Annotated in this window: 18 protein-coding genes; 5 read left to right on the top strand and 13 right to left on the bottom strand. The window is 39.4% G+C overall.

Annotation, left to right across the window (positions count from 1 at the left end; all coding sequences use genetic code 11):
* Positions 1 to 24: 24 nt before the first annotated feature.
* The 6 genes from IGI77_RS03780 to IGI77_RS03755 form a co-directional block, all read right to left on the bottom strand.
* On the bottom strand, positions 25 to 1,905 hold the full coding sequence (locus IGI77_RS03780; protein WP_438769507.1) for a hypothetical protein: 1,881 nt from the start codon (positions 1,903 to 1,905) through the stop codon (positions 25 to 27).
* 25 nt (positions 1,906 to 1,930) lie between these two features.
* Positions 1,931 to 2,650, bottom strand: coding sequence for a pilin N-terminal domain-containing protein (locus tag IGI77_RS03775; RefSeq protein ID WP_375814632.1), 720 nt, complete (start codon positions 2,648 to 2,650; stop codon positions 1,931 to 1,933).
* Entirely contained in the window at positions 2,647 to 3,510 is an 864-nt protein-coding gene (locus tag IGI77_RS03770) for a class C sortase (RefSeq protein ID WP_438769506.1), read from the bottom strand. The genes IGI77_RS03775 and IGI77_RS03770 overlap by 4 nt, the downstream gene beginning before the upstream one ends.
* Positions 3,503 to 5,167: a SpaH/EbpB family LPXTG-anchored major pilin gene (locus IGI77_RS03765; protein WP_438769505.1), complete on the bottom strand. Its 1,665-nt coding sequence runs from the start codon at positions 5,165 to 5,167 to the stop codon at positions 3,503 to 3,505. Before IGI77_RS03765 ends, IGI77_RS03770 begins: the two co-directional genes overlap by 8 nt.
* Before the next feature lie 701 nt (positions 5,168 to 5,868).
* On the bottom strand, positions 5,869 to 6,303 hold the full coding sequence (locus tag IGI77_RS03760) for a GNAT family N-acetyltransferase (RefSeq protein ID WP_438769504.1): 435 nt from the start codon (positions 6,301 to 6,303) through the stop codon (positions 5,869 to 5,871).
* A 208-nt stretch (positions 6,304 to 6,511) separates the two neighbouring features.
* A complete protein-coding gene (locus IGI77_RS03755) occupies positions 6,512 to 7,228 on the bottom strand; it encodes a GntR family transcriptional regulator (RefSeq protein ID WP_438769503.1) in 717 nt (238 codons plus the stop codon).
* Positions 7,229 to 7,376: 148 nt separating this feature from the next.
* Between IGI77_RS03755 and IGI77_RS03750 the strand changes: the two genes are divergently transcribed.
* On the top strand, positions 7,377 to 8,786 hold the full coding sequence (locus IGI77_RS03750) for a PTS transporter subunit EIIC (RefSeq protein WP_325837127.1): 1,410 nt from the start codon (positions 7,377 to 7,379) through the stop codon (positions 8,784 to 8,786).
* Positions 8,787 to 8,797: 11 nt separating this feature from the next.
* Positions 8,798 to 9,937 carry an SGNH/GDSL hydrolase family protein gene (locus tag IGI77_RS03745; protein ID WP_223597857.1) on the top strand — a complete coding sequence of 380 codons (1,140 nt, stop codon included), beginning with the start codon at positions 8,798 to 8,800 and terminating at the stop codon, positions 9,935 to 9,937.
* A 251-nt stretch (positions 9,938 to 10,188) separates the two neighbouring features.
* On the opposite strand, the gene IGI77_RS03740 is transcribed toward IGI77_RS03745, so the two are convergent.
* Positions 10,189 to 10,779, bottom strand: a complete 591-nt coding sequence (locus tag IGI77_RS03740) for a nucleotidyltransferase family protein (RefSeq protein WP_074934521.1) — start codon at positions 10,777 to 10,779, stop codon at positions 10,189 to 10,191.
* 378 nt (positions 10,780 to 11,157) lie between these two features.
* Between IGI77_RS03740 and IGI77_RS03735 the strand changes: the two genes are divergently transcribed.
* The 3 genes from IGI77_RS03735 (at position 11,158) to IGI77_RS03725 (ending at position 12,205) form a co-directional block, all read left to right on the top strand.
* Positions 11,158 to 11,478, top strand: a complete 321-nt coding sequence (locus tag IGI77_RS03735) for a DMT family transporter (RefSeq protein ID WP_086294617.1) — start codon at positions 11,158 to 11,160, stop codon at positions 11,476 to 11,478.
* 147 nt (positions 11,479 to 11,625) lie between these two features.
* Positions 11,626 to 11,865, top strand: coding sequence for a helix-turn-helix transcriptional regulator (locus tag IGI77_RS03730; RefSeq protein WP_438769502.1), 240 nt, complete (start codon positions 11,626 to 11,628; stop codon positions 11,863 to 11,865).
* Entirely contained in the window at positions 11,855 to 12,205 is a 351-nt protein-coding gene (locus IGI77_RS03725; RefSeq protein ID WP_438769501.1) for a DUF2178 domain-containing protein, read from the top strand. Before IGI77_RS03730 ends, IGI77_RS03725 begins: the two co-directional genes overlap by 11 nt.
* Before the next feature lie 207 nt (positions 12,206 to 12,412).
* Here the strand turns inward: IGI77_RS03725 and IGI77_RS03720 are convergent, their stop codons facing one another.
* The 6 genes from IGI77_RS03720 to IGI77_RS03695 all read right to left on the bottom strand — a co-directional run bounded on the left by IGI77_RS03720 (position 12,413) and on the right by IGI77_RS03695 (position 21,580).
* Positions 12,413 to 16,984 (bottom strand): mucin-binding protein, encoded by a 4,572-nt coding sequence (locus IGI77_RS03720; protein WP_438769500.1) that lies wholly within the window; start codon positions 16,982 to 16,984, stop codon positions 12,413 to 12,415.
* Positions 16,985 to 17,516: 532 nt separating this feature from the next.
* Positions 17,517 to 17,873: a RidA family protein gene (locus IGI77_RS03715; protein ID WP_015509114.1), complete on the bottom strand. Its 357-nt coding sequence runs from the start codon at positions 17,871 to 17,873 to the stop codon at positions 17,517 to 17,519.
* Positions 17,874 to 17,973: 100 nt separating this feature from the next.
* Positions 17,974 to 18,339 carry a hypothetical protein gene (locus IGI77_RS03710; protein ID WP_015509113.1) on the bottom strand — a complete coding sequence of 122 codons (366 nt, stop codon included), beginning with the start codon at positions 18,337 to 18,339 and terminating at the stop codon, positions 17,974 to 17,976.
* Positions 18,340 to 18,429: 90 nt separating this feature from the next.
* Entirely contained in the window at positions 18,430 to 19,023 is a 594-nt protein-coding gene (locus IGI77_RS03705) for an HD domain-containing protein (protein WP_438769499.1), read from the bottom strand.
* Positions 19,024 to 19,221: 198 nt separating this feature from the next.
* Positions 19,222 to 19,602, bottom strand: coding sequence for a DUF7006 family protein (locus IGI77_RS03700; RefSeq protein ID WP_005225213.1), 381 nt, complete (start codon positions 19,600 to 19,602; stop codon positions 19,222 to 19,224).
* A gap of 484 nt (positions 19,603 to 20,086) precedes the next feature.
* Positions 20,087 to 21,580 (bottom strand): helix-turn-helix domain-containing protein, encoded by a 1,494-nt coding sequence (locus IGI77_RS03695; RefSeq protein ID WP_438769498.1) that lies wholly within the window; start codon positions 21,578 to 21,580, stop codon positions 20,087 to 20,089.
* Positions 21,581 to 21,663 lie beyond the last annotated feature (83 nt).

The following is a 21,663-nucleotide window of genomic DNA, read 5'->3' as shown; positions in this document are numbered from 1 at the left end:
CACCATCGCCATCTAAATCATAGCCTAAACAGTATCAAACGCATCTACGATCGCTGTACTATGGAAAATCACTTTTTGAATTACTGGTTCGCTAAGGACGATCTGTTCATCATTTGCATCAAGATAATGAATGGTTCTTGTTATCGTCTGATCCGTGACGACGATTCGCGTAATTTTTGTTAAGACCACCTGGAACTCATTGCCGTTCGTTAAGTAGTAAGGATTGGCTTTGCGCGCTTCTTCAATAGTCGTATACGAGCTGTCATTCGCTCCGATCACTTTCAAAATTTCATAGCCTTCTGGAATCGAGTCTGCTATTGCCAAACTTGGATCTGTCATTAAGTTGCCTGTGAGTCCTGTTTGTGTCACTGGATCAGGAACCTCTGGATTTCCATCCTCCGTATCGTAAGAAAAAGTAAAAGTAGCGGTTTGTTCAACTGCCTCCAAAAAAACTTGGAAATCATTGTTTCCTACTGTAAAATTTGGATGACTGCTCAACGCCTCCTCCAAACTAGCATAGGACTGTCCATCTGGTCCCGTGACACTTGAAATCCTGTAACCTTCTGGAAGCTGCCACTCGGGAATAGTAATAGCTGCGCCTGTCGCTCCTGAAAAAGATTCAGTATGAGGAACACTAGGATCAGCAATACCTGGGTTATTCAGATAGCCGGGTGTATCCGAAACGTAACTGTAAGTCACCTGACCGTTTTGTTCAACGGGTGCATAGGTGACCACGATTTGGTTGGGATTATCAGCTCCCATAAATACATTTTCCACTCGAATCGGGGGGCTGATGGACTCGATACGATAGCCTGCCGGCGGTTCTGGTGCAACATAATCATAAGTGTCCTCCGCATTCGGTTCTTCGTTAGGGGCAATGACACCCAACAAGTCCCCAACACTTGTTGTGATCAAGGAAGACGGCATCCCCTCCATCGGTGCTTGTGTCGCTGCGTTCATATAGGAAACAATGGTTGGACTTGCGCCTTTTTCAGCGGTAAACGCGCCATTAAAGTTCGCTGTCATCGTTGAATAAGCGCCCCCAGTAGAGCTAACTAAACCAAAACTCATGGAATTTTGCATGGTTAAATTCGTATAGGTGATTTGAACACCATTGATTGTTAAACTCAGATTGCCGATCGTTGAACTTTCCCCAACAGTGATCAGCTGCCAGCTGATCGACAAGGAATCGCCATCTCGATTGTTTACCGCCGTCGTTGAGATTGGATTGCTTCCTGATGCGGCAGAACCAGAAGGATTTAACGTTCCTGCACTATTTGTCGTGGCGATTCGAATTTGATTGGATGCATTCGTATCAACAGACAATGGGTAACTCAAACTATAAGAGATTCTTCCTAACGGGTTGTCCCCAACACCAGGATTATAATAAAAATCCCTACCAGCAAAAATGGAATTCGGCAGACCGCCTAAGCCTAATTGAGCACCCGCCCCGCCATTTGATAATTGGCTCGCACTTAATGGCGTGAAAATAACACCGAAGGAATCACCGGCATGTGCGGGATTGTATCCACCAGCAACGACTGCCTTGATGGTGCCTGAAAAACTGACCGGGTTGGTCATATCTAGTGCGCCATTAAAGACTGCCCATGATGCGGAAGAACCAGCCTGACCATTTTGTATGTTCATAACACTTCCTGTATTTGCTTGCCAACCTGCGTTAGCCCCTGAACCTTTGTTAACAAAAGACCAATTGCTATGGTCTTGTAAATCATTCGTATCATAAGAATGATTCCCTGTATCATAAGTATTTCCAGGTTCTAAAGTATCTGTCGTACTTACGGCAGCTTGGGCGAAGGGGACAAAAAAACTTTGACTAAGCGTCAGTAAAAGTACCATAAGCAGCACATTAAAGATCCTTCGTTTTTTACATACTGTTTTTTTCATACTATCCTCCCTGCCTCGCACACTACTACTCAGACTCTTTTCGAAGGACAAACCAAATCAGCAATAAAAATACGCCTATTCCACTGATGAGATTTGCTAATAAAGAGCTATTCCCTAGACGAGGTAATGCTCCATCCAACCTATCTTCTTGCTCGGGCTCCTCCATTTCTTTTGGTGGTTGCTGTTCGATAGGAGTAGGGGCTGTTTCATTCTCCGCTTTTGATTTTGGATAAATATAAACATCTTCTAAGTAGTTGGTGCCTTCATTATTTACTACAGGCAAACGCAGCAATGACGGTGCAGCCGGCTCAGTTAGACCAATGGAAGAATTAGCTTGTTCTTTTAAAAGATACACGCCGTCTTTTAATGTTAATTGTGCAATCCCTCGTTCATTCGTAGTCACCTCATAAACCGTTCCCGTTAAAATGTAACTATTGGAATCATCGATTGAGATAGATCCTTGCTGCTGTTTCGGTTCAATCGCCTGAATCGTGTACGTCACATCTTTTAAAGGCGCCAACCGAAATCCATCACTATCTAGAGGAATATTATTGATTTTCAAAAAGTTTTCCGCGTCTTTCTCTACGCCGAAAAATTCTTCATCGTCTTCAGATAACCCATACTTCGTAATGATTAAGTTTTGGTAGTGAGCCTCATCAGCATTTGCATTTGAAGGAAACGCCATTCCTAGAAAAGCCATCAAGAACGGAACAAGTATGAGATAAACGAAATGTTTTTTTATCATGATGTTCTCTCTCCTTTGCCTTTTCTCTTGATTCGCTTATAGATCAAATAGACAGCTGCTAGTAAAGCGATTATCGAAGCGCCTAATAGGACCCAAAAGTCATAGCCATATTGGTTTCGCTTGATCGTTTCCGTTGGTGTGTCTTCTTCGTAGGCCATGCGTTCTCCAGTAACCAGCAACCGATGACTATTGATGCCAATAGGATAACAAGTAACTAAGGTCACTAAGTCTTTACCTGATTGAATACTTAATGAATCCACTTCATCTGGTTCGATTACTCGAATATCCATGATTTTGTATTTCAATCTTTCACCGATCACATCAATATAGAAGACATCTTCTCGTTCTAGTTTTTCAAGATTGGAAAAAAGCGTATTGTTAGCTCTTCCAGAATGGGCAGATAACACAGCATGGGTATTTTCTCCACCAATCGGGAAACTCGTTTGGGGAATATGCCCGATACCTGCATCTAGTTCTTCATCTTCGACTCCATGATAGATAGGCAGACTTTGTAAATCGATTTGAGGGATGTAAAGGTAACCCATCATACCTGTGTCATCAAGACTAAGAATATCCTCATATTTGGGAACTTCCCCAGGATATTCTTTTTGCTGATTCATCGCAAAAAGATATTCATTGTATTGACGGGCACTAGCCAAAAGACGGTCTCTTTCTTCTGTTGAGAGTTTTTCATTATTTTCAATAAACTTTTCTACAACGGTCACTGTTTGTTGACTAGCCAAGTAATTGGCAAGCAATGGATAGAATAATGCGGCAATCGCTACACAAAGCAAGCAGCTGCTCAGAAAATTCCGCCAGGAAAATGATTTTTTCTTTGATCTTCCATGATCATCATGCATCTTTTTTAGGCCTTCTGCGAATCAAAAAGGCTAAAACCAGCGCAGACCCTGCCACAAGAAAAATGCCGATCAAGCCGTTGCCGCCGGTAAACGGCAATTGAATTTCGCTTCCTGACAGAATGTTTTCGACTTCGCTTATCACAGTTCCTGGATCAATCGATGCTTGCACTTCGATTGGCTCACCAATGATTCCATAGCCAGCGGGAGCAGCGGTTTCTATAAGATAGTAGGAGGTATTCGCTTGAGATATATTTGTTCCATTGCCGGCTTCTGTAAAATCAGTCAAACGTAAGCCATTAAATGCGGCAATTCCTCCTGTATCAGTTGTCGCTTCATAATCATTTGTCGCTAATCCGCTTGGCACATCTCCTGGCGCATAGAGATTGCCTTGGGCATCTTGTTGAATAAAGCGATTGGCAGCGGCATCTTCTGAAGTAAGGGCAATTTTAAACGTTGCTCCCGCCAAAGGCGCATTGGAGATCCCGTCTATTTTTTTTATTTGTGCTGATCCTAAGTAAACTTCTGGTGTCGTTGTCGGCGTGGCTGTACTTCCTGGAGGGTAAACAGGTGTCGGGGCATTTGAAGAAGACACAGATAAATCGACACCAAAAGCATTGGTGATTTCTGTTAAATAACTATTGCCGATTTGACCATATGCAAAAGCTGAGGTGACTGAAGTTGTGATGTTGGGAATAAAGACAGGCTGTTGATTTTCATTGACCGGTGTTGGTAAGAGTGCTAGGACTTTATCTATACCATCGTCTGTTAACGACAGGGTAAGCTCATTATCGTTAATAGTTAATGTATAGTCCGTTCCAGAAAGAAAGTTCAATGAGGTAATTGCGCTAACTGTATTGTCCGTTGTCGATTGAAGACCGACATCAAAAGAGATCGATTCATAGGTGAGGTTTTCCGAAAGAGTGTCGGTAAGCAGGAAAGAGCCATAGGTATTCGTTGGCGAGGGAGTGCCTTCTTGTATCGCGCGCATGGATGGGCTGAACACGGTCACTAAATTCCACGTGACTTCGCCTCCGGCAAATACTGAAGATTGTTTATTCGTTTGAGTTCCGTCTCCTAAATCTATTAGCTTGTCGCTCCCTTTTGAACCAGAACCTGCTAATTTAGGGTAGACATTGACATCGTAGACCCATGTGCCATCAGGATCAGAAGAAGTATCATCGTAAGGCATTTGAACAATAAATGGGCTGATCTCAGTGATCCCACCCGATTGGGTTGCTTGCATAACTAAATAGTATCCATCGTTCGCATCTGAGCTGCCAATAGTCAACACAGCAGTCCCAGAGCTGTCAGTCGTTCCTGATATCACTGTCCCGACGACAGTATAGGTGCTGGGATCATTCGGATTGATGGTCACAGGTGATTGTCCTGCTAAAGGCTGTACCCTTACTGCATTGAAGCGGATGTTTTCCAGCAATTGCTGACCAATCGTACTTAATTCAGAACCATTATTTTCTCCTAACTGATTTTGTGAAGAAGCTTCCCCGCTAACCGCATGAATCGTGATCGAGCGTTGAGAAGTCGTGTCTGGTGCTGTAACAGCTGCAAAAATAGTTGGCGTATTTCCAAAACAAAAAACCAAAGTCAGTGACACAAAAAAGAGCAGAAATCGACCAAAAACCAAACCAGTGTTTTTCATTTTTCTTTCTCCCATCTTTAATTTTTTAACCAATACTTAATCAAATTTTATCAACAAAATGAAAATACGACAAAAGATAAGTTATGCTTCTTTTTTAAAAAAACATTTTCTATTTCTGAATAAAATCAACTAAATCCACAAATGAAACCGTTTGTTTTTACTAGAGTAAAAAAGCAAATTTCGCATGATACTTTCAGAATTCATATCTATTAAAGATGCTTCCTCATATTTATAGCTGATTGTTTCCTTTTCACGCTTGCTCGGATTCTCTGTTATTTTTGTGGAAACCGTGATTATTAATTCATAAAAAAACAGGGCTTCTTGACAAAATGAGAGCGTATATTCATTCCATTCAGACAGTAACTCAAAAAACACGTGGGTTCTCCAAGTTTCTTAGGCAGGTCGAAAGCAGCGGTATCGATAAGTCAGGTCAGATATGACAGGTCAATTCTTTTAAAGAGAGTTCCGTCCAAATTGGAAATTTCATTAGGTTCAAAAAATTTCCAACCTCTTCCTTTTGACCAATTAAATGGCTTGCACCTCGGTGCTTTCTTAGTGAACCCTATCAAACGATCAGCAGCAGCCAGTTAATTAGACTTTTTCGCCACAAAACAATTGAGTGTGAAGAATAAAGGAATACAAAAAAATAGCCTCAATCTAACGAATGTCAAAGAGTGACGTCGATAGTTTGAAGCTATTTATTAATAATGAAGTTCCTTGATAAACCGTTTCTGTTCATGACTGCTATGATAGCCATGGTTTTCATAAAACCTGTGAGCAGCATGGCGTTTAACATTCGAATTTAATCGAATGCCTTGCATTCCTCGCTGTCGGGCTTCTTCTTCAATTGCCGACAGTAGTTTCCCGCCAACGCCTTGCTTTTGCACTTGATCATCCACTACCAAACCTAGGACATTAAAAAATTGCCCAGCAGAATAAACTGTTGAATACGGCTGTGCTTCAATCATCCCAACTGCTTTTCCCTTTATTTCGGCAACAAGCAAGAGATGATCCTCCTCAGCTAAGATTCTCTTTAGGCCTTCGATCAATACTTCTTCTTCAATCGGATAGCCTAGTACTTTCGACAAATGAGCTAGTTCTTTATGATTAGACAATGCTGCGGCTCTAATTTTCATGATATTCTCCTGTCTTTTGCTTTTGGTTCGGTCATTTCTTTAGAAAGTTTAATTTCATTTTCAACTTGGAAAAATGGTAAGTAGTCGCTTTGTGCAACCACAATAGAAAACGGAAATATACAGACAGTATACTAGCGATCACCTTATTGTTTTCACTATCTTTTTCCCGCTTGCTAAATTCCTTCAAGTTATTTTGCTAAATCAATATTTACGTCTGATCAAATGAAATGAGTGCGTACTCGTTAGGTATATACCTGATGGTCGTATATTCAAATAATTTTCCCATATCATTATAGACCGCATTTTCCAGTATCCCCACACAATTATTTTTTCCCAAAGCTAATTCTTTAAAGTCAGAGTCTTTTGCAGACTCAACTTTCATAATGGATTTTGATGCAGCGATTTTAAAATCTAAGTTTTGTCTGATATGGTCGTAGATTGATCCGGCTATGATTTTCTCATTAAGTCCCTTAACAATACTTTTTTTGAAATAACTCGTATCTGACATCATCGCTTTCCCATCAATGATTCGTAATCGTTTCACAAGGTATACTCTTTCACCAACCGGAAATGAAATTTTTTTTGCTAATGTATCATCAACAGTCAACTCGCGAAATTCTTGCACAATTGTTTTTTTTTCGACTTCAGCATCTGAGGATAGTGCCTTCAATCCTTGAAAATTTCCTACCTTGAATGACTTCTTGTCAATCTCGATTCTTTCAAGAATCACTACCCCTCTTCCTTTCACACTATAAACCAATCCCTCTTCATTAAGCAGTTGAATCGCTCGGCGAACTGTATTTCTACTAGTACCAAATCGCTCAATTAATGCCATTTCGGTCGGTAAAACCATTGTATCGTTATAGAGTCCCTCATTAATTTCATTTTTCAAAGTGTCATATATATCCCGAAACTTATTCACCATAGTTCCACCTCACTCTTTCAGTTAATTATAGCATGATATCATTCTACCTATACAAAAAACTTAAATTTGTTTAAACAAATACTTGATTATTTGTTTAAACAAATTTAAAATAAGCGTAACCGGTTAAAAGAAATTAGGAGGTTTTATTATGAGTGACAAACAGTTAGCGACGTACATGATTGAGTACGTTGGTGGAAAAAATAATATCAAAAATGTAGTCCACTGCATTACACGTGTTCGTTTCTATCTAGTGGACAAAGAGAGAGCCGATACAAATAAGATAAAAGAGTTGGATGGTGTAATGGGCGTCGTAGAAGCTCAAGGACAATATCAGGTGGTTGTTGGAAACAAAGTAAATGCTATTTACGAGGAAGTAATGCGCCAGTTAAACAATGATCAAGCCTTTGATTCTACAGAGGGAGTGGTAGAAAATGATTCCAATAGTGATTTTCTTCAGCTATTTAGAAATGGCTTCAATCAGTTTATTGGCATAATTACAGGTTCAATGATGCCCGTCATCGGTCTTCTTGCAGGAGCTGGAATAATCAAAGGATTACAAGCTTCGTTGGTGACTTTTGGTTTACTACAAGATAGTTCGCAATCTTATCTATTGATTAGTACGATTGCAGATGGCATTTTTTATTTTTTACCTGTCATCTTAGGTTTTACTGCGGCTCAAAAATTAAAGGTGAATCCTATTGTTCTGGCAGTCGTGGGTGCGATACTCATTCATCCAAATATAGTCACTATTGCTTCAAGTACAGCTGCGAAGGTCGCTATTTTTGGCATAGAATTTCCCATTATGAATTATACAGCTTCGGTTTTCCCTATTCTGGTCGCTGCTTGGTTAGCAACGTATGTTGAAAAGTTTTTAAAGAAAATTGTTCCTCTCGTGATTTCTTCCATTGTGTCACCAATCGTAGAAGTTCTGGTACTAAGCTTAGCCGTTCTTCTTATCATCGGACCAATCATAACGATTATTAGTGATGGGCTTGCATTCGGAATTAGTACCATTTTTGACTTTAACACGATTATTGGCGGAGCAGTCTATTGCGCACTTTTTCCAGTCTTAGTGGTCTTCGGCATGCACTGGCCATTGATTCCGATCATCGTCAACGATTTAACTGTCAACGGATTTAGTATGATGAATGCCTTCTCGTCTGTATTGATGATGGGTATTGCGGGTGCAACGTGCTCAATCGCATTAAAAACAAAAAAAGCTCAACTAAAACAAGTTGCCTTTGCTGCCACTCTTTCACAAATATGCGGTGTTGGCGAACCGGCAATCTATGGTATTCTACTAAAATACAAAAAAGTTTTCTATCTCGTGACCCTTTCAAATATTTTTGGTGGAGCTTTAGCAGGCTCCCTTCACTTGGTCAACTATGGATTCGCAGGTGGGGTTATAGGATTTGCCTCTTTTATCAACCCGGTTGCAGGGATCGATAACAACTTCTATGCTTATCTACTCTCTCATATAGGAACATTTTTGCTATCCTTTCTTTTGACTTGGCTTTTTGGTTTCAATGATAAAATGAAAGCTGCAGATGAACTGTAAGGTGATATATGATGAAAAAAATAATTTGGCATCAAGTATTTTCTAATTACCAAGTACTAAACTTTTCTCCTAATGGACGTAAATTACGTTTGAGAATCAAGCAGCCGCTTTCTGGAAAACGATTAGCACTCGAACTTTGTAACCGCTATGACTCTTTTGATTTAAACGTAGAGTCGATAAAAATCAGTAGTGATCCGAGAACCCAACAATCTAGTGTTATTACCTTAGATAATCGACCACAATTCATTGTCCCAGCTGGGTCTACTTTATGGACAGATGACCTTGATTTTTCAGTAACCAAAGGAGCCGATATTCTGATAGAGGCATTATTTTCTAACGAGATCAATCGAGTATCTTCCTCGGCAAACTTACTGTCTGATCAATTAGTCCGTTCGAATATAAGAGAAACCAATAACTTTATTTTTGGTATTACTTCAGTTGCTCTAGAAACGAATGTTGATGCAAAAGTCATTGCTTTTTTCGGCGACTCTTTAACGAATCAAGGATATTTTAGTGATAGTGTCATCGACAATCTAAATAAATGTGGTCTGGTTGCAACAAGCTTTAATGCTGGCATATCAGGTAACCGTCTGACATGTGCAGGTTCAGGGATTTCTCGTTGGAAAGACAGCTTTGGGGTTGCTGGGATAAACAGGTTCCAAGAAGATGTCGTGGATCAAAAGCCAGATTTGATTGTTTCTTTGATTGGGTTAAATGACTTATTTCATCCAGGAACGGGCTCACCACTTTCAGAATTACCTACCAAAGAGGAGTTGATCAAACACTACAAAGTTCTAATGAATCTGGCAAAAAAAGCAGACATTACGTTTGTTCCCCTCACGCTTCCCCCTTTTAACTATTCTTACAACCAAGGAAAGCCGAGTTGGACCGAGGAAAAAGAAGCTATCCGAACTGCGTTTAATCAATGGTTAATGACGCAAGAAAATGCGATCGATATCAATGATATGGTAAGAGATCCTTCTGATAAAACGAGATTAGCTTCTGCATTTGATTCGGGGGATCATCTGCATTTTTCTCAAACTGGAGGGGAAATTTTAGGAAAAGCTGTTGCTGAGAAAATTCTTTACCTGTCATTGCTATCAATTGATAGACTCTCAATAAAAAAGACTGCTAAAAATAGTCGAAAATAAAACATACCTCCCGTACACATCTGGTTAAAATGTATACGGGAGGTTGACCTTTTAACTATGAATTTTCTTCAACTCTGTGTTTGAATATCCTTACTCTCGATCACTAGCAATTACTCCACATACAATGTCACCAATTTTGCATGGTCTATTTTTTCAAGAGTGGTTCTGAAATCAAGAACGATAGACATATGTTAAAAATCAAACAGTCTCTATTCAAAGATTAATGCATAAATCACTATGTTCACCAGTTGTTAGTGCCAGCCAATCACATTAAGTTCTGGCCACTTCGAACACCATTTTTCAATCTTTTTTTCATAAACTTCCCGGGAAATCATCGCTTTGTTTGGTCTTACTATCCCAGAAAAGAGATCATACATGCCATAAGGGGCAAAAACCTGGAGCTTGCTTTCCTGATCAAAAAAAACACCGATCGAGGTTGCAGTACTAGGCCAAGTACTGATCGCTTCTTCAGTAGAGGTATATGCGGGAATAGAAAACCCGAATTCTTCTTCATACCATAGGTGCACCCTTGCCTCATTCTTTACATCCAGCGCATATTGATTTTGTTTAGTAGTTTCCACTATTTGTTCTAGTACCATGCGTTCTTTCTCTTGACTCAAATCTGTGTCAAAATAAACGATATCCACATCACTTATTCCGTAACCGATGGGCTTAGAAAAAAGATGATTCCATACAGACTGCGTGACACTTCCTCCACCGACATAGAGGTTTGGAATACCTAAAGCCGAGACATCTTTAATGATCTTGTAAAGAGTAGTATCTTTTTTCAAAATATTAATCAATACCGTTTCTTGAATAGCTAGACTCTTATTCTGATACATTGTTCTTCTCCTTTTCTAAGGATTATTTTTAAATAATCTTCAAAATAATTGTGAGATCCTATACCATCTAAATAAGATACGAATGTATATTTAACTAAACTCTGACAAAACTTTTTTTACTTATAGATATTGTATCATTTTATTCAAAGTAATTGCTTTCAATAGAAAAAAATGACAACTATCCACTAAAAATCAAAAGAGCGATAGTTACCAACAATTTCCACTTATTTGACAATCCCTCCCTTTTCAGCTAAGATTTTCTTATTGTTACATTAATTCAATATCCAAACCACACCGGGTGATAGAAGTGTTTGGTAAACTCATTAGGTCCTTGAAGAGTTTACTGGATGCTTATTTTTTTTGAGGAGGAAAAAGTATATGACATGGATGTATTTATTTTTAGGCGGTTTTTTTGAAGTGGTATGGGCTTCGACTATGAAGCTAAGTAATGGATTTACCCACTTTTGGTATAGTGTCTCTACACTACTCGGAATGATTTTCAGCTTTGGCTTCCTGGCTTTAGCGGTAAAAAACTTACCATTAAGTATTGCTTACCCCGTTTGGACAGGGATAGGTGCAGTTGGTTCGATCATTGTCGGGGTCGTGTTCTTCAAAGACCAGCTATCCCTTCTGACTTGGGTGTTCGTTGCTTTATTAATAGTCGGGATTTTGGGCATCAAGTTTACCAGCGGACATTGATGATATCTAAAAAAAAGCCGTCAGTTTATTTCTGGCGGCTATTTTATGGCAATCAATTCAGTTTCAGTATAGATATAGTTAGCTTTAGTATAATTAAACTTTACTTTTATATAACTATGGTTTACAATAATTTTGGGAGGTGATCGTTTGAAGGAAGATTTTGGCGACTCTATTGCTAATAAAGTATATGAATATCGGGTGTTAGCTAGGCTTACTCAACAAGAACTTGCGGACAAAGTAGGTGTTTCAAAACAAACGATTTTTGTCATGGAAAAAGGCAACTATACGCCAACGCTTTTATTAGCCTATCGTCTAGCAAACGTTTTTCAAGTGGACATCACAGATTTATTTACTTATACAAAAGGAGAGAGGAAATATGGTCATTAAATCACTTTCAGATATTCCCAGCGCATTATTTTACCGTCTGAAAACTTGGGCCGAATATTCTAATGCCAACTGGAACCTATTGCTAGGTATCGGTATGCTTTTACTGATTTTTGGCATTGCTTTGGTTTATGTTTACACTAAAAAAATTGGCAAAGAAGATGAACATTCGCAAAAAATTTATTACATCTCCGTGAATGCGATGCTGCTAACGATCGTCTTTTTAGCCATTCTCTTTCCAAAAGATTACATGTGGAATCAGTTTTTCCTTTACAAGTATGCTCTGGCTTTTATAGTGAGCGGGCTGAGTTTGGTTTATCAGTATAGAAAACAATTTTTATAAAAAACAAACTCGGTCCCTTTAAGATGGGAACCGAGTTTTTTTCTGTGATCAGTACCTGTTCATAGATCACTCACTTTTTATTCGCAGAAGTAAAGCAGAAAAACTGCAAACAATCGTCACATTCGAAAATTGTTTGCAGTTTCCTACCTCTAATTTAGTATAAGCAACACTCGATCAAAGCTTCTTCAAGCGTTTCTTCGATCCTTCTTACTCACTCTTTCTTTTTGAGCGTTTCATAAAGAGACCTAATAGTGATGCGACAACCAATGCCACTCCTCCATACAAACCGTACGGCGTTGCTTGTTCCCCAGTTTTCGGAAGAATTTTTTCACTAGTTGCTGTTTTTGTTGTTTCTGGTACTTTAGTCGTTGGTTCCTTATCAGTAGACGATGTCGTAACTTCTGGATTTGTCTGATCATTTGGTGTGTTGCTTGGCTCTTTTGATGGGTCTGTCGGTTCGGTTGGATTTTTTATATACGTCACAGTCAGTTCCCTATCTTCATCTTCCACAGTCAATCCTGTTTGTTCTTTGACCGTCGTAACATCTGCCGTGTAGCCATCAATATTCTTGCTTTTCACCGCATCAAAGGTCGTATCATCATCTTTAGCTTGCCATTCTCCAAAAGTTTTGTCACCTGTTGCTTCATTCGTTGTCACTGTCCGTGTAAAAGTAACAGTGTCCGTTTTGTCTGGTGCGGCTTCTTTGCCGCCTTCGTAGATATAATGAATCGTTTGCTTGACCACTTTGGTTTCTGTTGACTCAGTTATATTTGGTGAGTAAGTAACGGTCAATTCTCGGTCTTGGGTGTCGGCTGTCAAACCTGTAACTTCGTCAATGCTTGTTTTGTCTGCATGATAGTTCTTGATTTCAGGACTTTTCACACCATCAAACGTCGTGTCATCATCTTTGGCTTGCCATTGACCATAGGTATTTTTTCCTGTTGCTTCATTCGTTGTGACTGTGCGTGTGAACGTGACCGTGTCTACTTTGTCTGGGGCGGCTTCTTTGCCGTCTTCATACACATAATGGATCGTTTGCTTGACCACTTTGGTTTCTGTTGACTCAGTTATATTTGGTGAGTAAGTAACGGTCAATTCTCGGTCTTGGGTGTCGGCTGTCAAACCTGTAACTTCGTCAATGCTTGTTTTGTCTGCATGGTAGTTCTTGATTTCAGGACTTTTCACACCATCAAACGTCGTGTCATCATCTTTGGCTTGCCATTGACCATAGGTATTTTTTCCTGTTGCTTCATTCGTTGTCACTGTGCGTGTGAAGGTGACCGTGTCTACTTTGTCTGGGGCGACTTGTTTACCGTCTTCATACATATAATGAATCGTTTGCTTGATTTCTTTAGTTTCTGTTGACTTAGTCATATTTGGTGAGTAAGTGACAGTTACTTCGGAGTCTTTGGTGTCAGCTGTCAAACCTGTAACTTCGTCAATGCTTGTTTTGTCTGCGTGATAATTCTTGATTTCAGGACTTTGTACTTCATCAAACGTTGTATCATCATCTTTGGCTTGCCATTCACCAAAAGTTTTGTCACCGGTTGCTTCATTCATTGTGACAGTTCGTATAAAAGTAATAGTGTCCGTTTTGTCTGGTGCGGCTTGTTTACTATCTTCATACACATAATGGATCGTTTGCTTGACCTCTTTAGTTTCTGTTGACTCAGTCATATTTGGCGAGTAAGTAACAGTTACTTCGGAGTCTTTGGTGTTAGCTGTCAAACCTGTAACTTCGTCAATGCTTGTTTTGTCTGCATGGTAGTTCTTGATTTCGGGACTTTTCATTTCATCAAACGTTGTATCATCATCTTTTGCTTGCCATTCACCAAAGGTTTTGTCACCTGTTGCTTCATTCGTTGTAACTGTCCGTGTGAAGGTGACCGTGTCTACTTTGTCTGGTGCGGCTTGTTTACTATCTTCATACACATAATGGATCGTTTGCTTGACCTCTTTGGTTTCCGTAGATTTGACCATGTTTGGCGAATAAGTGATAGTCACTTCGCGATCTTTGTCCTCTGCTGTCAAACCTGTGACTTTATCAACCGTTTTTTGGTCTGCGTGATAGTTCTTGATTTCAGGACTTGACACTTCATCAAACGTCGTGTCATCATCTTTAGCTTGCCATTGACCAAAAGTTTTGTCACCTGTTGCTTCATTCGTTGTCACTGTCCGTGTAAAGGTGACCGTGTCTAGTTTGTCTGGGGCGGCTTCTTTGCCGTCTTCATAAACATAATGGATCGTTTGTTTGACTTCTTTGGTTTCCGTAGATTCGATCATGTTTGGCGAATAAGTGACAGTTACTTTAAGATCTTCTGATTCTGCAGTCAAACCTGTGACTTTATCAACCGTTTTTTGGTCTGCATTGTATTTGTCAATTTCAGGACTTTGCACTTCATCAAACGTTGTATCATCATCTTTTGCTTGCCATTCTCCATAGGTATTTTTCCCTGTTGCTTCATTCGTTGTCACTGTGCGTGTGAACGTGACCGTGTCTACTTTGTCTGGGGCGGCTTCTTTGCCATCTTCATACACATAATGGATCGTTTGCTTGACCTCTTTGGTTTCCGTAGATTCGATCATGTTTGGCGAATAAGTGATAGTCACTTCGCGATCTTTGTCCCCTGCTGTCAAACCTGTGACTTCCTCAATGCTTGTTTTGTCTGCGTGATAGTTCTTGATTTCAGGGCTTTGCACTTCATCAAACGTTGTGTCATCATCTTTGGCTTGCCATTCACCAAAAGTTTTGTCACCTGTTGCTTCATTCGTTGTCACTGTCCGTGTAAAAGTCACAGTGTCCGTCTTGTCTGGTGCGGCTTGTTTACCGTCCTCATAAACATAATGGATCGTTTGCTTGACCTCTTTGGTCTCCGTAGATTCGATCATGTTTGGCGAATAAGTGACAGTTACTTCAAGATCTTCTGATTCTGCAGTCAACTCAATGACTTTATCAACCATTTTTTGGTCTGCATTGTATTTGTCAATTTCTGGACTTGACACTTCATCAAACGTCGTGTCATCATCTTTAGCTTGCCATTCACCAAAAGTTTTGTCACCTGTTGCTTCATTCATTGTGACTGTGCGTGTAAAGGTGACCGTGTCTACATTGTCTGGCGCGGCTTCTTTGCCGTCTTCATACACATAATGGATCATTCGCTTGACTTCTTTTGTTTCCGTTGATTCGACTATCTTTGGCGAGTAAATGACAAATTCTTCAATATCTTCTGAATCGGCCTTTACATCCATGACTTCATCAATAAAATCCCTGTCTGTATAGTAGTTGGCTATCTCCGGACTTTTGACTAAATCAAATATCGTATCATCATCTCTTGCTTGCCATTCACCGAACGTTTCTTCGCCAGTGGCTAGATTCGTCCTTATTTCTCGAGTAAATTCAACTGTATCTACATGATCTGGAGCAGCTTCCGTACCGTCTTCATGCAAATAGTGAATGATTCGTGCGACAATTTTCCTTTCTTCCTTGGTTTCTATCAAGGGACTATAGATATACGTGACCGTTTGCGGAACATTACTAAAGACAACCTTCTCATCACCATGGACTTCCTTCAATGTATAGTTAGGAATATCTTCAGGAACAACTTCAATTGTATCGCCAATATTTCCGCCAGTCAGTATATTCGGGGGCAATAATTCATTGCCATCTTCATCTAAGTAATTGACCGTAACTGGTGCGGCCTCAATGTGATGAGGCTGCCACACATAAGTGTCCGCCATAGACGCGCCATCGTAGGACATAACAAGATCTTTTGATGAGTAGACATAATCGCCATAAGGCGCATCAACTGTTCCATTTCCTACATTTTGCCAATATCCTGTATAGTAACTGGAATGAAAGCCATACATGTCACTAGGCTCTGACAAATTGACCGGATAGGGATTACTTGACGAATTTTTCCACCCAACAAAACTAAAATTCGGCCCTAACTTTAATTCCTTTAAGTACAAAGCATTGCCTAAAAATTCGTTCATCCCTGCTCCCAATGAGCTTATTACACTACTGCTATCAAAGTTCGACAAATCTAGCGATGATCCTCGAAAGCCATAGAACATATTATTCATTGTGGTCGCTTGACTCGTATCAAGAAAAGTCAGTCCTACAATTTCATCCAACTCTGAAGGGACTTTCCCATCATGAGAGGTACTTTCAAACAGACCTGGCACATCTGCTGGTAGAATGACTGGTGCTGTGAGAATAACTTTTTTTATGACCATATTTTTAAGTTCTTCCGTTAAAGGAATCACTTGATCCACCGCAGTTGTCAATGTACCTGCTCCTACAGTCAAAACCCCTTCAATATCTAATGTTGCTGGCGCAGTCCCCCACATGCCCGTCCACAATATATTTTCTGCTAGCGCAGATTTTACTTCCTGACTCTCATCAGCCGCCATACTGCTTTCTGTGTCTTCTTCTGTACTGGCGTTTTCTGCAGACTGTTCTGTTCGCTGATCAGATTCCGTTTCTTCTACTTGAGTTGTCTCGACTGTTTCTTGTTCAGTTTCTTGTTCAACTGCTTTTTCTTTGCTCCCCGTTTCAGAAGTGGTCGTTTCCTCCGTTACTGCTGGTTCGGAAACTTGCTGTTCAGAAAGATTCTCACTCGTACTCAGTGTTGCTTCCTCTATCTCTGAAGTGCTGATTGTTTCGGCCGCAGCAGGGATGCTAACAACTGCTTGTGTAACAATTGGGCTTCCCAAAATAAACACTGACGAACTAACAAGAAGACGCGACAATAGTTCTTGCTTCGCTGATTTTTTCATTACTGTTCCCTCTTTCAATTTAAGTGAATAAGCGCAGCGACACTCTCCCCAATGCAAAAAAGCTGCCCGTTGACAACTACTTCTTACTTCTATGTAATACGTTCGTTGTTCTCATTCCTTATGCCTGCATTATTACATGGTTCTCGGATCAGGACACGACAATAAACGGCTTGAAAAATACAAAAAAAGTCCTATTTTATAAAAAGAAAATAAAGGAATATGAAGGCGACGATCGCTAAAAGTGTATACAAAATACAATAAATAACACGTTATTGTCAGACTACACTCTATTTTTAACTCTTTCTTCTCAATAACTTACCACACTGATGGGAGTTCCGTGATTCTAAAAAAGATGTGTTAGATTAAAAAAAGAGGACTGATTCCTCAGCCCCCTTTTCTTTGTCTGCTTTTTTAATCAATGAAGCGTAAGCAACACCGTCATTCAAGAAAACACTGGCTTACCATTACTTTTGCCGATAGGTAACCATAAAGAGACGTTCCGTTTTTTTCGAAATGTACTCCCTTTATCGCGCTATCCCTTAAAAGCTATCGCATCAATTTGAAAAAGAATCCCCACCTCGCCAGAATGAGCAAATTCTGTCTGAATCGATTTTCTAACAGGAAATTTCCCATGGAAGGTTTCTTTTAAAATCTTTTCCATAATCGGAATATCAAAAATATTTTTGAAAAGTACATCCATCTTTACCACATCTGCTAGTGCCAAATCCACCAATTTTAATCGCTCTTCTAATTGCTTCAGTGCTCCTACAATCTGCTTTTCGATCGGCTCGCCAATATTTCCCACGCAATAGCCAACAAAAACAAAATTTCCTGCTTCGATCACGCCCGAAAGCGCCCATTCCTCATTAATATCGTAACGTTTTATCATTTTCTTCTTTACTCCTTTTGCGTTTGAGCCATTTTTTTCACTACTTTTATAAAAAAAACTTCTATGCCTATGTTTTGCCAAAACACGGGAAATTCAATGATTACCGCAAATGAATGTTTCGTTTTTCAACCAAAAGAAAAACTCCTAGGACCACCATCATGATGGAAAGAGCCATTCCTACAGAAAACTCATCACGACTTCCAAAATGAAGAATCTGCCAAAGCCTTGTCAGCTGCTTTACATTTGCGGCTTTTACGATCAGCTGTAAAAGATAATAGAGGAAAAACAAGAGGGCAGTGACACCGAATGCTTTTGCTGCCGTGTAGCAAACAAGCGATTTTTCTTGTTCATCTTTCGTTTGGACAAAGGCATAGTATACCCAATAGCCCCCATATATTGATGTAAGAATAGACACTGTTACGATAAAATACTTTGTAAAAATATACCCTACTTCCCCGATACTCATAACCATTCCTTCTCTTCTAGTACATTTGGTGTTCATTTTGATGATGCTCTTCTACTTTGGCTCATGTTTAACAGCTTATTGATTTTTGCTTTATTGCTTCAGCCAACCTTTATTTACGGCATCATCTATAAGTTTTCTAACATAGTCCCAAACTTCTGGCATAATTTCTTTGATGACCTCGTTTCGTTTTAATTCGCGTTCAACATCCATGTTATTTTCTAACCAGGTATTCCCGTCACAGTAGTATATCTGCAAGACAGGCTGTAACCTATCGATTGCCGATGCATATTTTGCTTCTACGGTTGTCCTTTCCTCAAACGCTTCCCACAAAGCCATAAATTCATCATATTGTTCACTCGGTAATGTAGAAAATAAACTTGTAGCTGCTTCCCGTTCTCGCTGTACTTTATCCAGGTACCCAGCTTCATCATAACAATAGGTATCACCCGCTTCGATTTCTACCATATCATGAATAATTAACATTTTGAGTGCTCGCAACAAATCCACTTGCCCTTCGGTTGCGACATGTTCTGCAAGCAATAGTGCACATAATGTCAAATGCCAGGTGTGCTCTGCATCATTTTCCCGTTGGTTTCTATCATAGATCAGTGTCGATTGTCTAAGGATAGATTTAAGCTTGTCAGCTTCGACAATAAACTGGATCCTCTTTTCTATTGCATTCATCTGTGACCTCCAATTATTTGTTAAATGAATTTATATCAAAGGGACAGCTTTTTTCCACAATGCCTCCAAAGTTGCCTAAAAAGACTGCAGCCTTTTCTTTTGGTAAAACAATTACTCCTGCACAAACCTTAATGAAAGGCTCCTTTCAAACTTCCTATAACACTTTTTCCTCACGAATGATCTTTGTTGTTACTTCAACTACTCCACGGAAAAATGCAATGAATGGGGCGTAGGCGCGATCAATGTCAGCCCACATCTTTCTTTAAAATAGGTTTTGCTATCTTGTTTCGCCACTTGCAAAATTTCTGCCTCAGCAAAAGGGACCACATTGTCACTCCCCCGCAATTCACTGCATTCCAAAATAATCAAAATTTCTGCTTCTAATGTATTGATTCTCGCATACTGTTCAAAAAAGTTTTCGTGATTGATTTCTTGGATCGCTCGTTTGATTTCGAAGCAATTGGCAAGAATCTTTTCTTTGAGTTCTGGAAACTCTTCCTTGAAAAAAAGCCGCTCCGTTTCTTCCATGTAGAAGTTTAAATATTCTTCCATTGAATGGATCTTAAATGCTGACTCCATCTTTAACCCTCCTGTTCTATTGATTGGTGAATCTTATGTAAAATCCTGTTTATATGTTTATAGTTGGAACGAATACGTCGATGCTTACTCTATGGAAATATTGAAAGGAAATCGACCTTTAGGCTGAAATCACTAGCATTACGTTAAATAGAAGATTCGAACACTTTTTTGCCTTCACTTTTTCGTAAAACGTTTCTGTTGACCGAAATCTTTATGCCTGCATTATTACATGTTTTTTTGGAAAGGAGACGCCAATCATTTGTTTGTTAGAAGCAAATAAAGTCCTGTTAGATACCTTCGGGTTGGATCGTATCAATTTTAGTTTCATAAAAGTAAACAAGCCCAAGAGCCGATTGAGCGATTGACAAACTACATAGGAAATCTGAGAAACGCTGTGCAAAACTTTTCACTTCCCACTAAAAAAAGGGAGGATTCTCTGGTTTTGAGAATCCTCCCTTTTTTTCATACTGTGAAATCCACAGTTTTACGTATGTTTTTGACTAAACTCATTCTGGAACTTTTCAACTGCTTCAATCAGTTCAAGCCAGCGATCCCCCGTTGGAAAACTATTCCATTTAAAAAATTGGACGTTGGGATTTTGGTCAATAAAAGCTTGCCGATTGACGGGATAATCTGTCACGACAAAATCGGGATTTTCGGAAACAAATGAAAGTGTGTACCCAAACCAGCGCTTCAATCGTTCCTTTTGTCTGATTTCTTGGATTTTTCCGAATTTTGATTCGTGAAAAATACGAACCGTAGAACGATCGATTTTCGCTACCAGAGAAAGAAGCATACTATATTGAAAAAGCAAGCGATTGTTCGCTTCATACATGGTTGCGAAAATTGGTGATTGTTGCGCTAACGATTGGTACATCTCCTGAACAAGCGGAAAAATCTTAGGGAAGACACGGCGATAATCTTTGTCCGTGGTGCTTTTTCCAAAGGCATCGATCTTATTTTTCGATGCAAAAAGAAGCGAAACCGAATGAATATTCAAGGCATTGACCAACAGATAATCAATATTGCTTTCAGAAACGAGAAAAACTTTCTGAGCATTTTCCGCAAATAGCCTTGCTGCAGCGATTGCTCGTGGAGAAAAATGTTCCTCAATTGTTAACTGACTAGGAATCTCTTCAGGTAAGTACGTCGTCATGACAGAAAACATATAATACAAGAAGAGAAATTCTGTTTCTGGAAGCCCATTTAGAATCAAATTGTCTCTTAGCAATGGTTTGATGAGCTCTTCTTTAAATTCTTCAAAGGAAATCGTCAGATGCCTCATCTCCCTCATCTCTTGAGGAATCTCTTTTACAGGAAAGCCTCTTTTAAAACGATAAATACTCAATGCCAGCAATTGAACAAATTTCTCCTGATCAATCCCGCGATAAAAACTGGGATAACTTGTCAACTTTTTCTTCAATGTACTGACACTTTGTTTCGTCAATCCACTATAACGCGCGTTCGTTGCATCATAGATTTGCCAATACATGATATGGAAAAAATGCCGGATACGGTATTCTTCACCCACAAAAAGCGGTTTTCTTTTTAGGTTCAATCGAATGTGATAATTTTCAAGAATCGTTTCTACTTCCTTTAGTTTTCTTTGAACCGTGCGATTGCTGACATAATGTTGTTGGGCGGTTTCTTCCAGCGACACATATTTATCACTGAAGAGTCTGTCTAAAATTTGAAATGGCATGCTTTCTGCTAGCATGACCGAATAAAGCTTAGACAAAAGAAAATTCGGCGCAAAATAAAGCGTCATCTCTCTACCTTCATGCAACGCAATCTCAAAATAAGGATACGCCTTTTGCAAATCGAGTGCTCGCTCAAAAACTAAGACGATTCGTCGTTTTGATAAGTTTGTCTTTTCAGCAAGGTCATTTAGTTTTTCACGCTCCACCGCCTGCTCAAAAAAATGCGCAAACAATTCATAAACATCTTGGTCTAATTTAGTTAAAAGAAATTTATACATAATAATACCTCTTAACTTTATTTTTAAGGTAATTATACTCCTTTCACGATCTATTTTCATTCAGTGTGTATTCATTGACTACT

It is taken from the genome of Enterococcus sp. DIV0213h, assembly GCF_051711285.1.
Classification (GTDB): domain Bacteria; phylum Bacillota; class Bacilli; order Lactobacillales; family Enterococcaceae; genus Enterococcus_D; species Enterococcus_D casseliflavus.
Note: the sequence above shows the minus strand (reverse complement) of the source record. Positions and strands in the feature narration are given on the sequence as shown.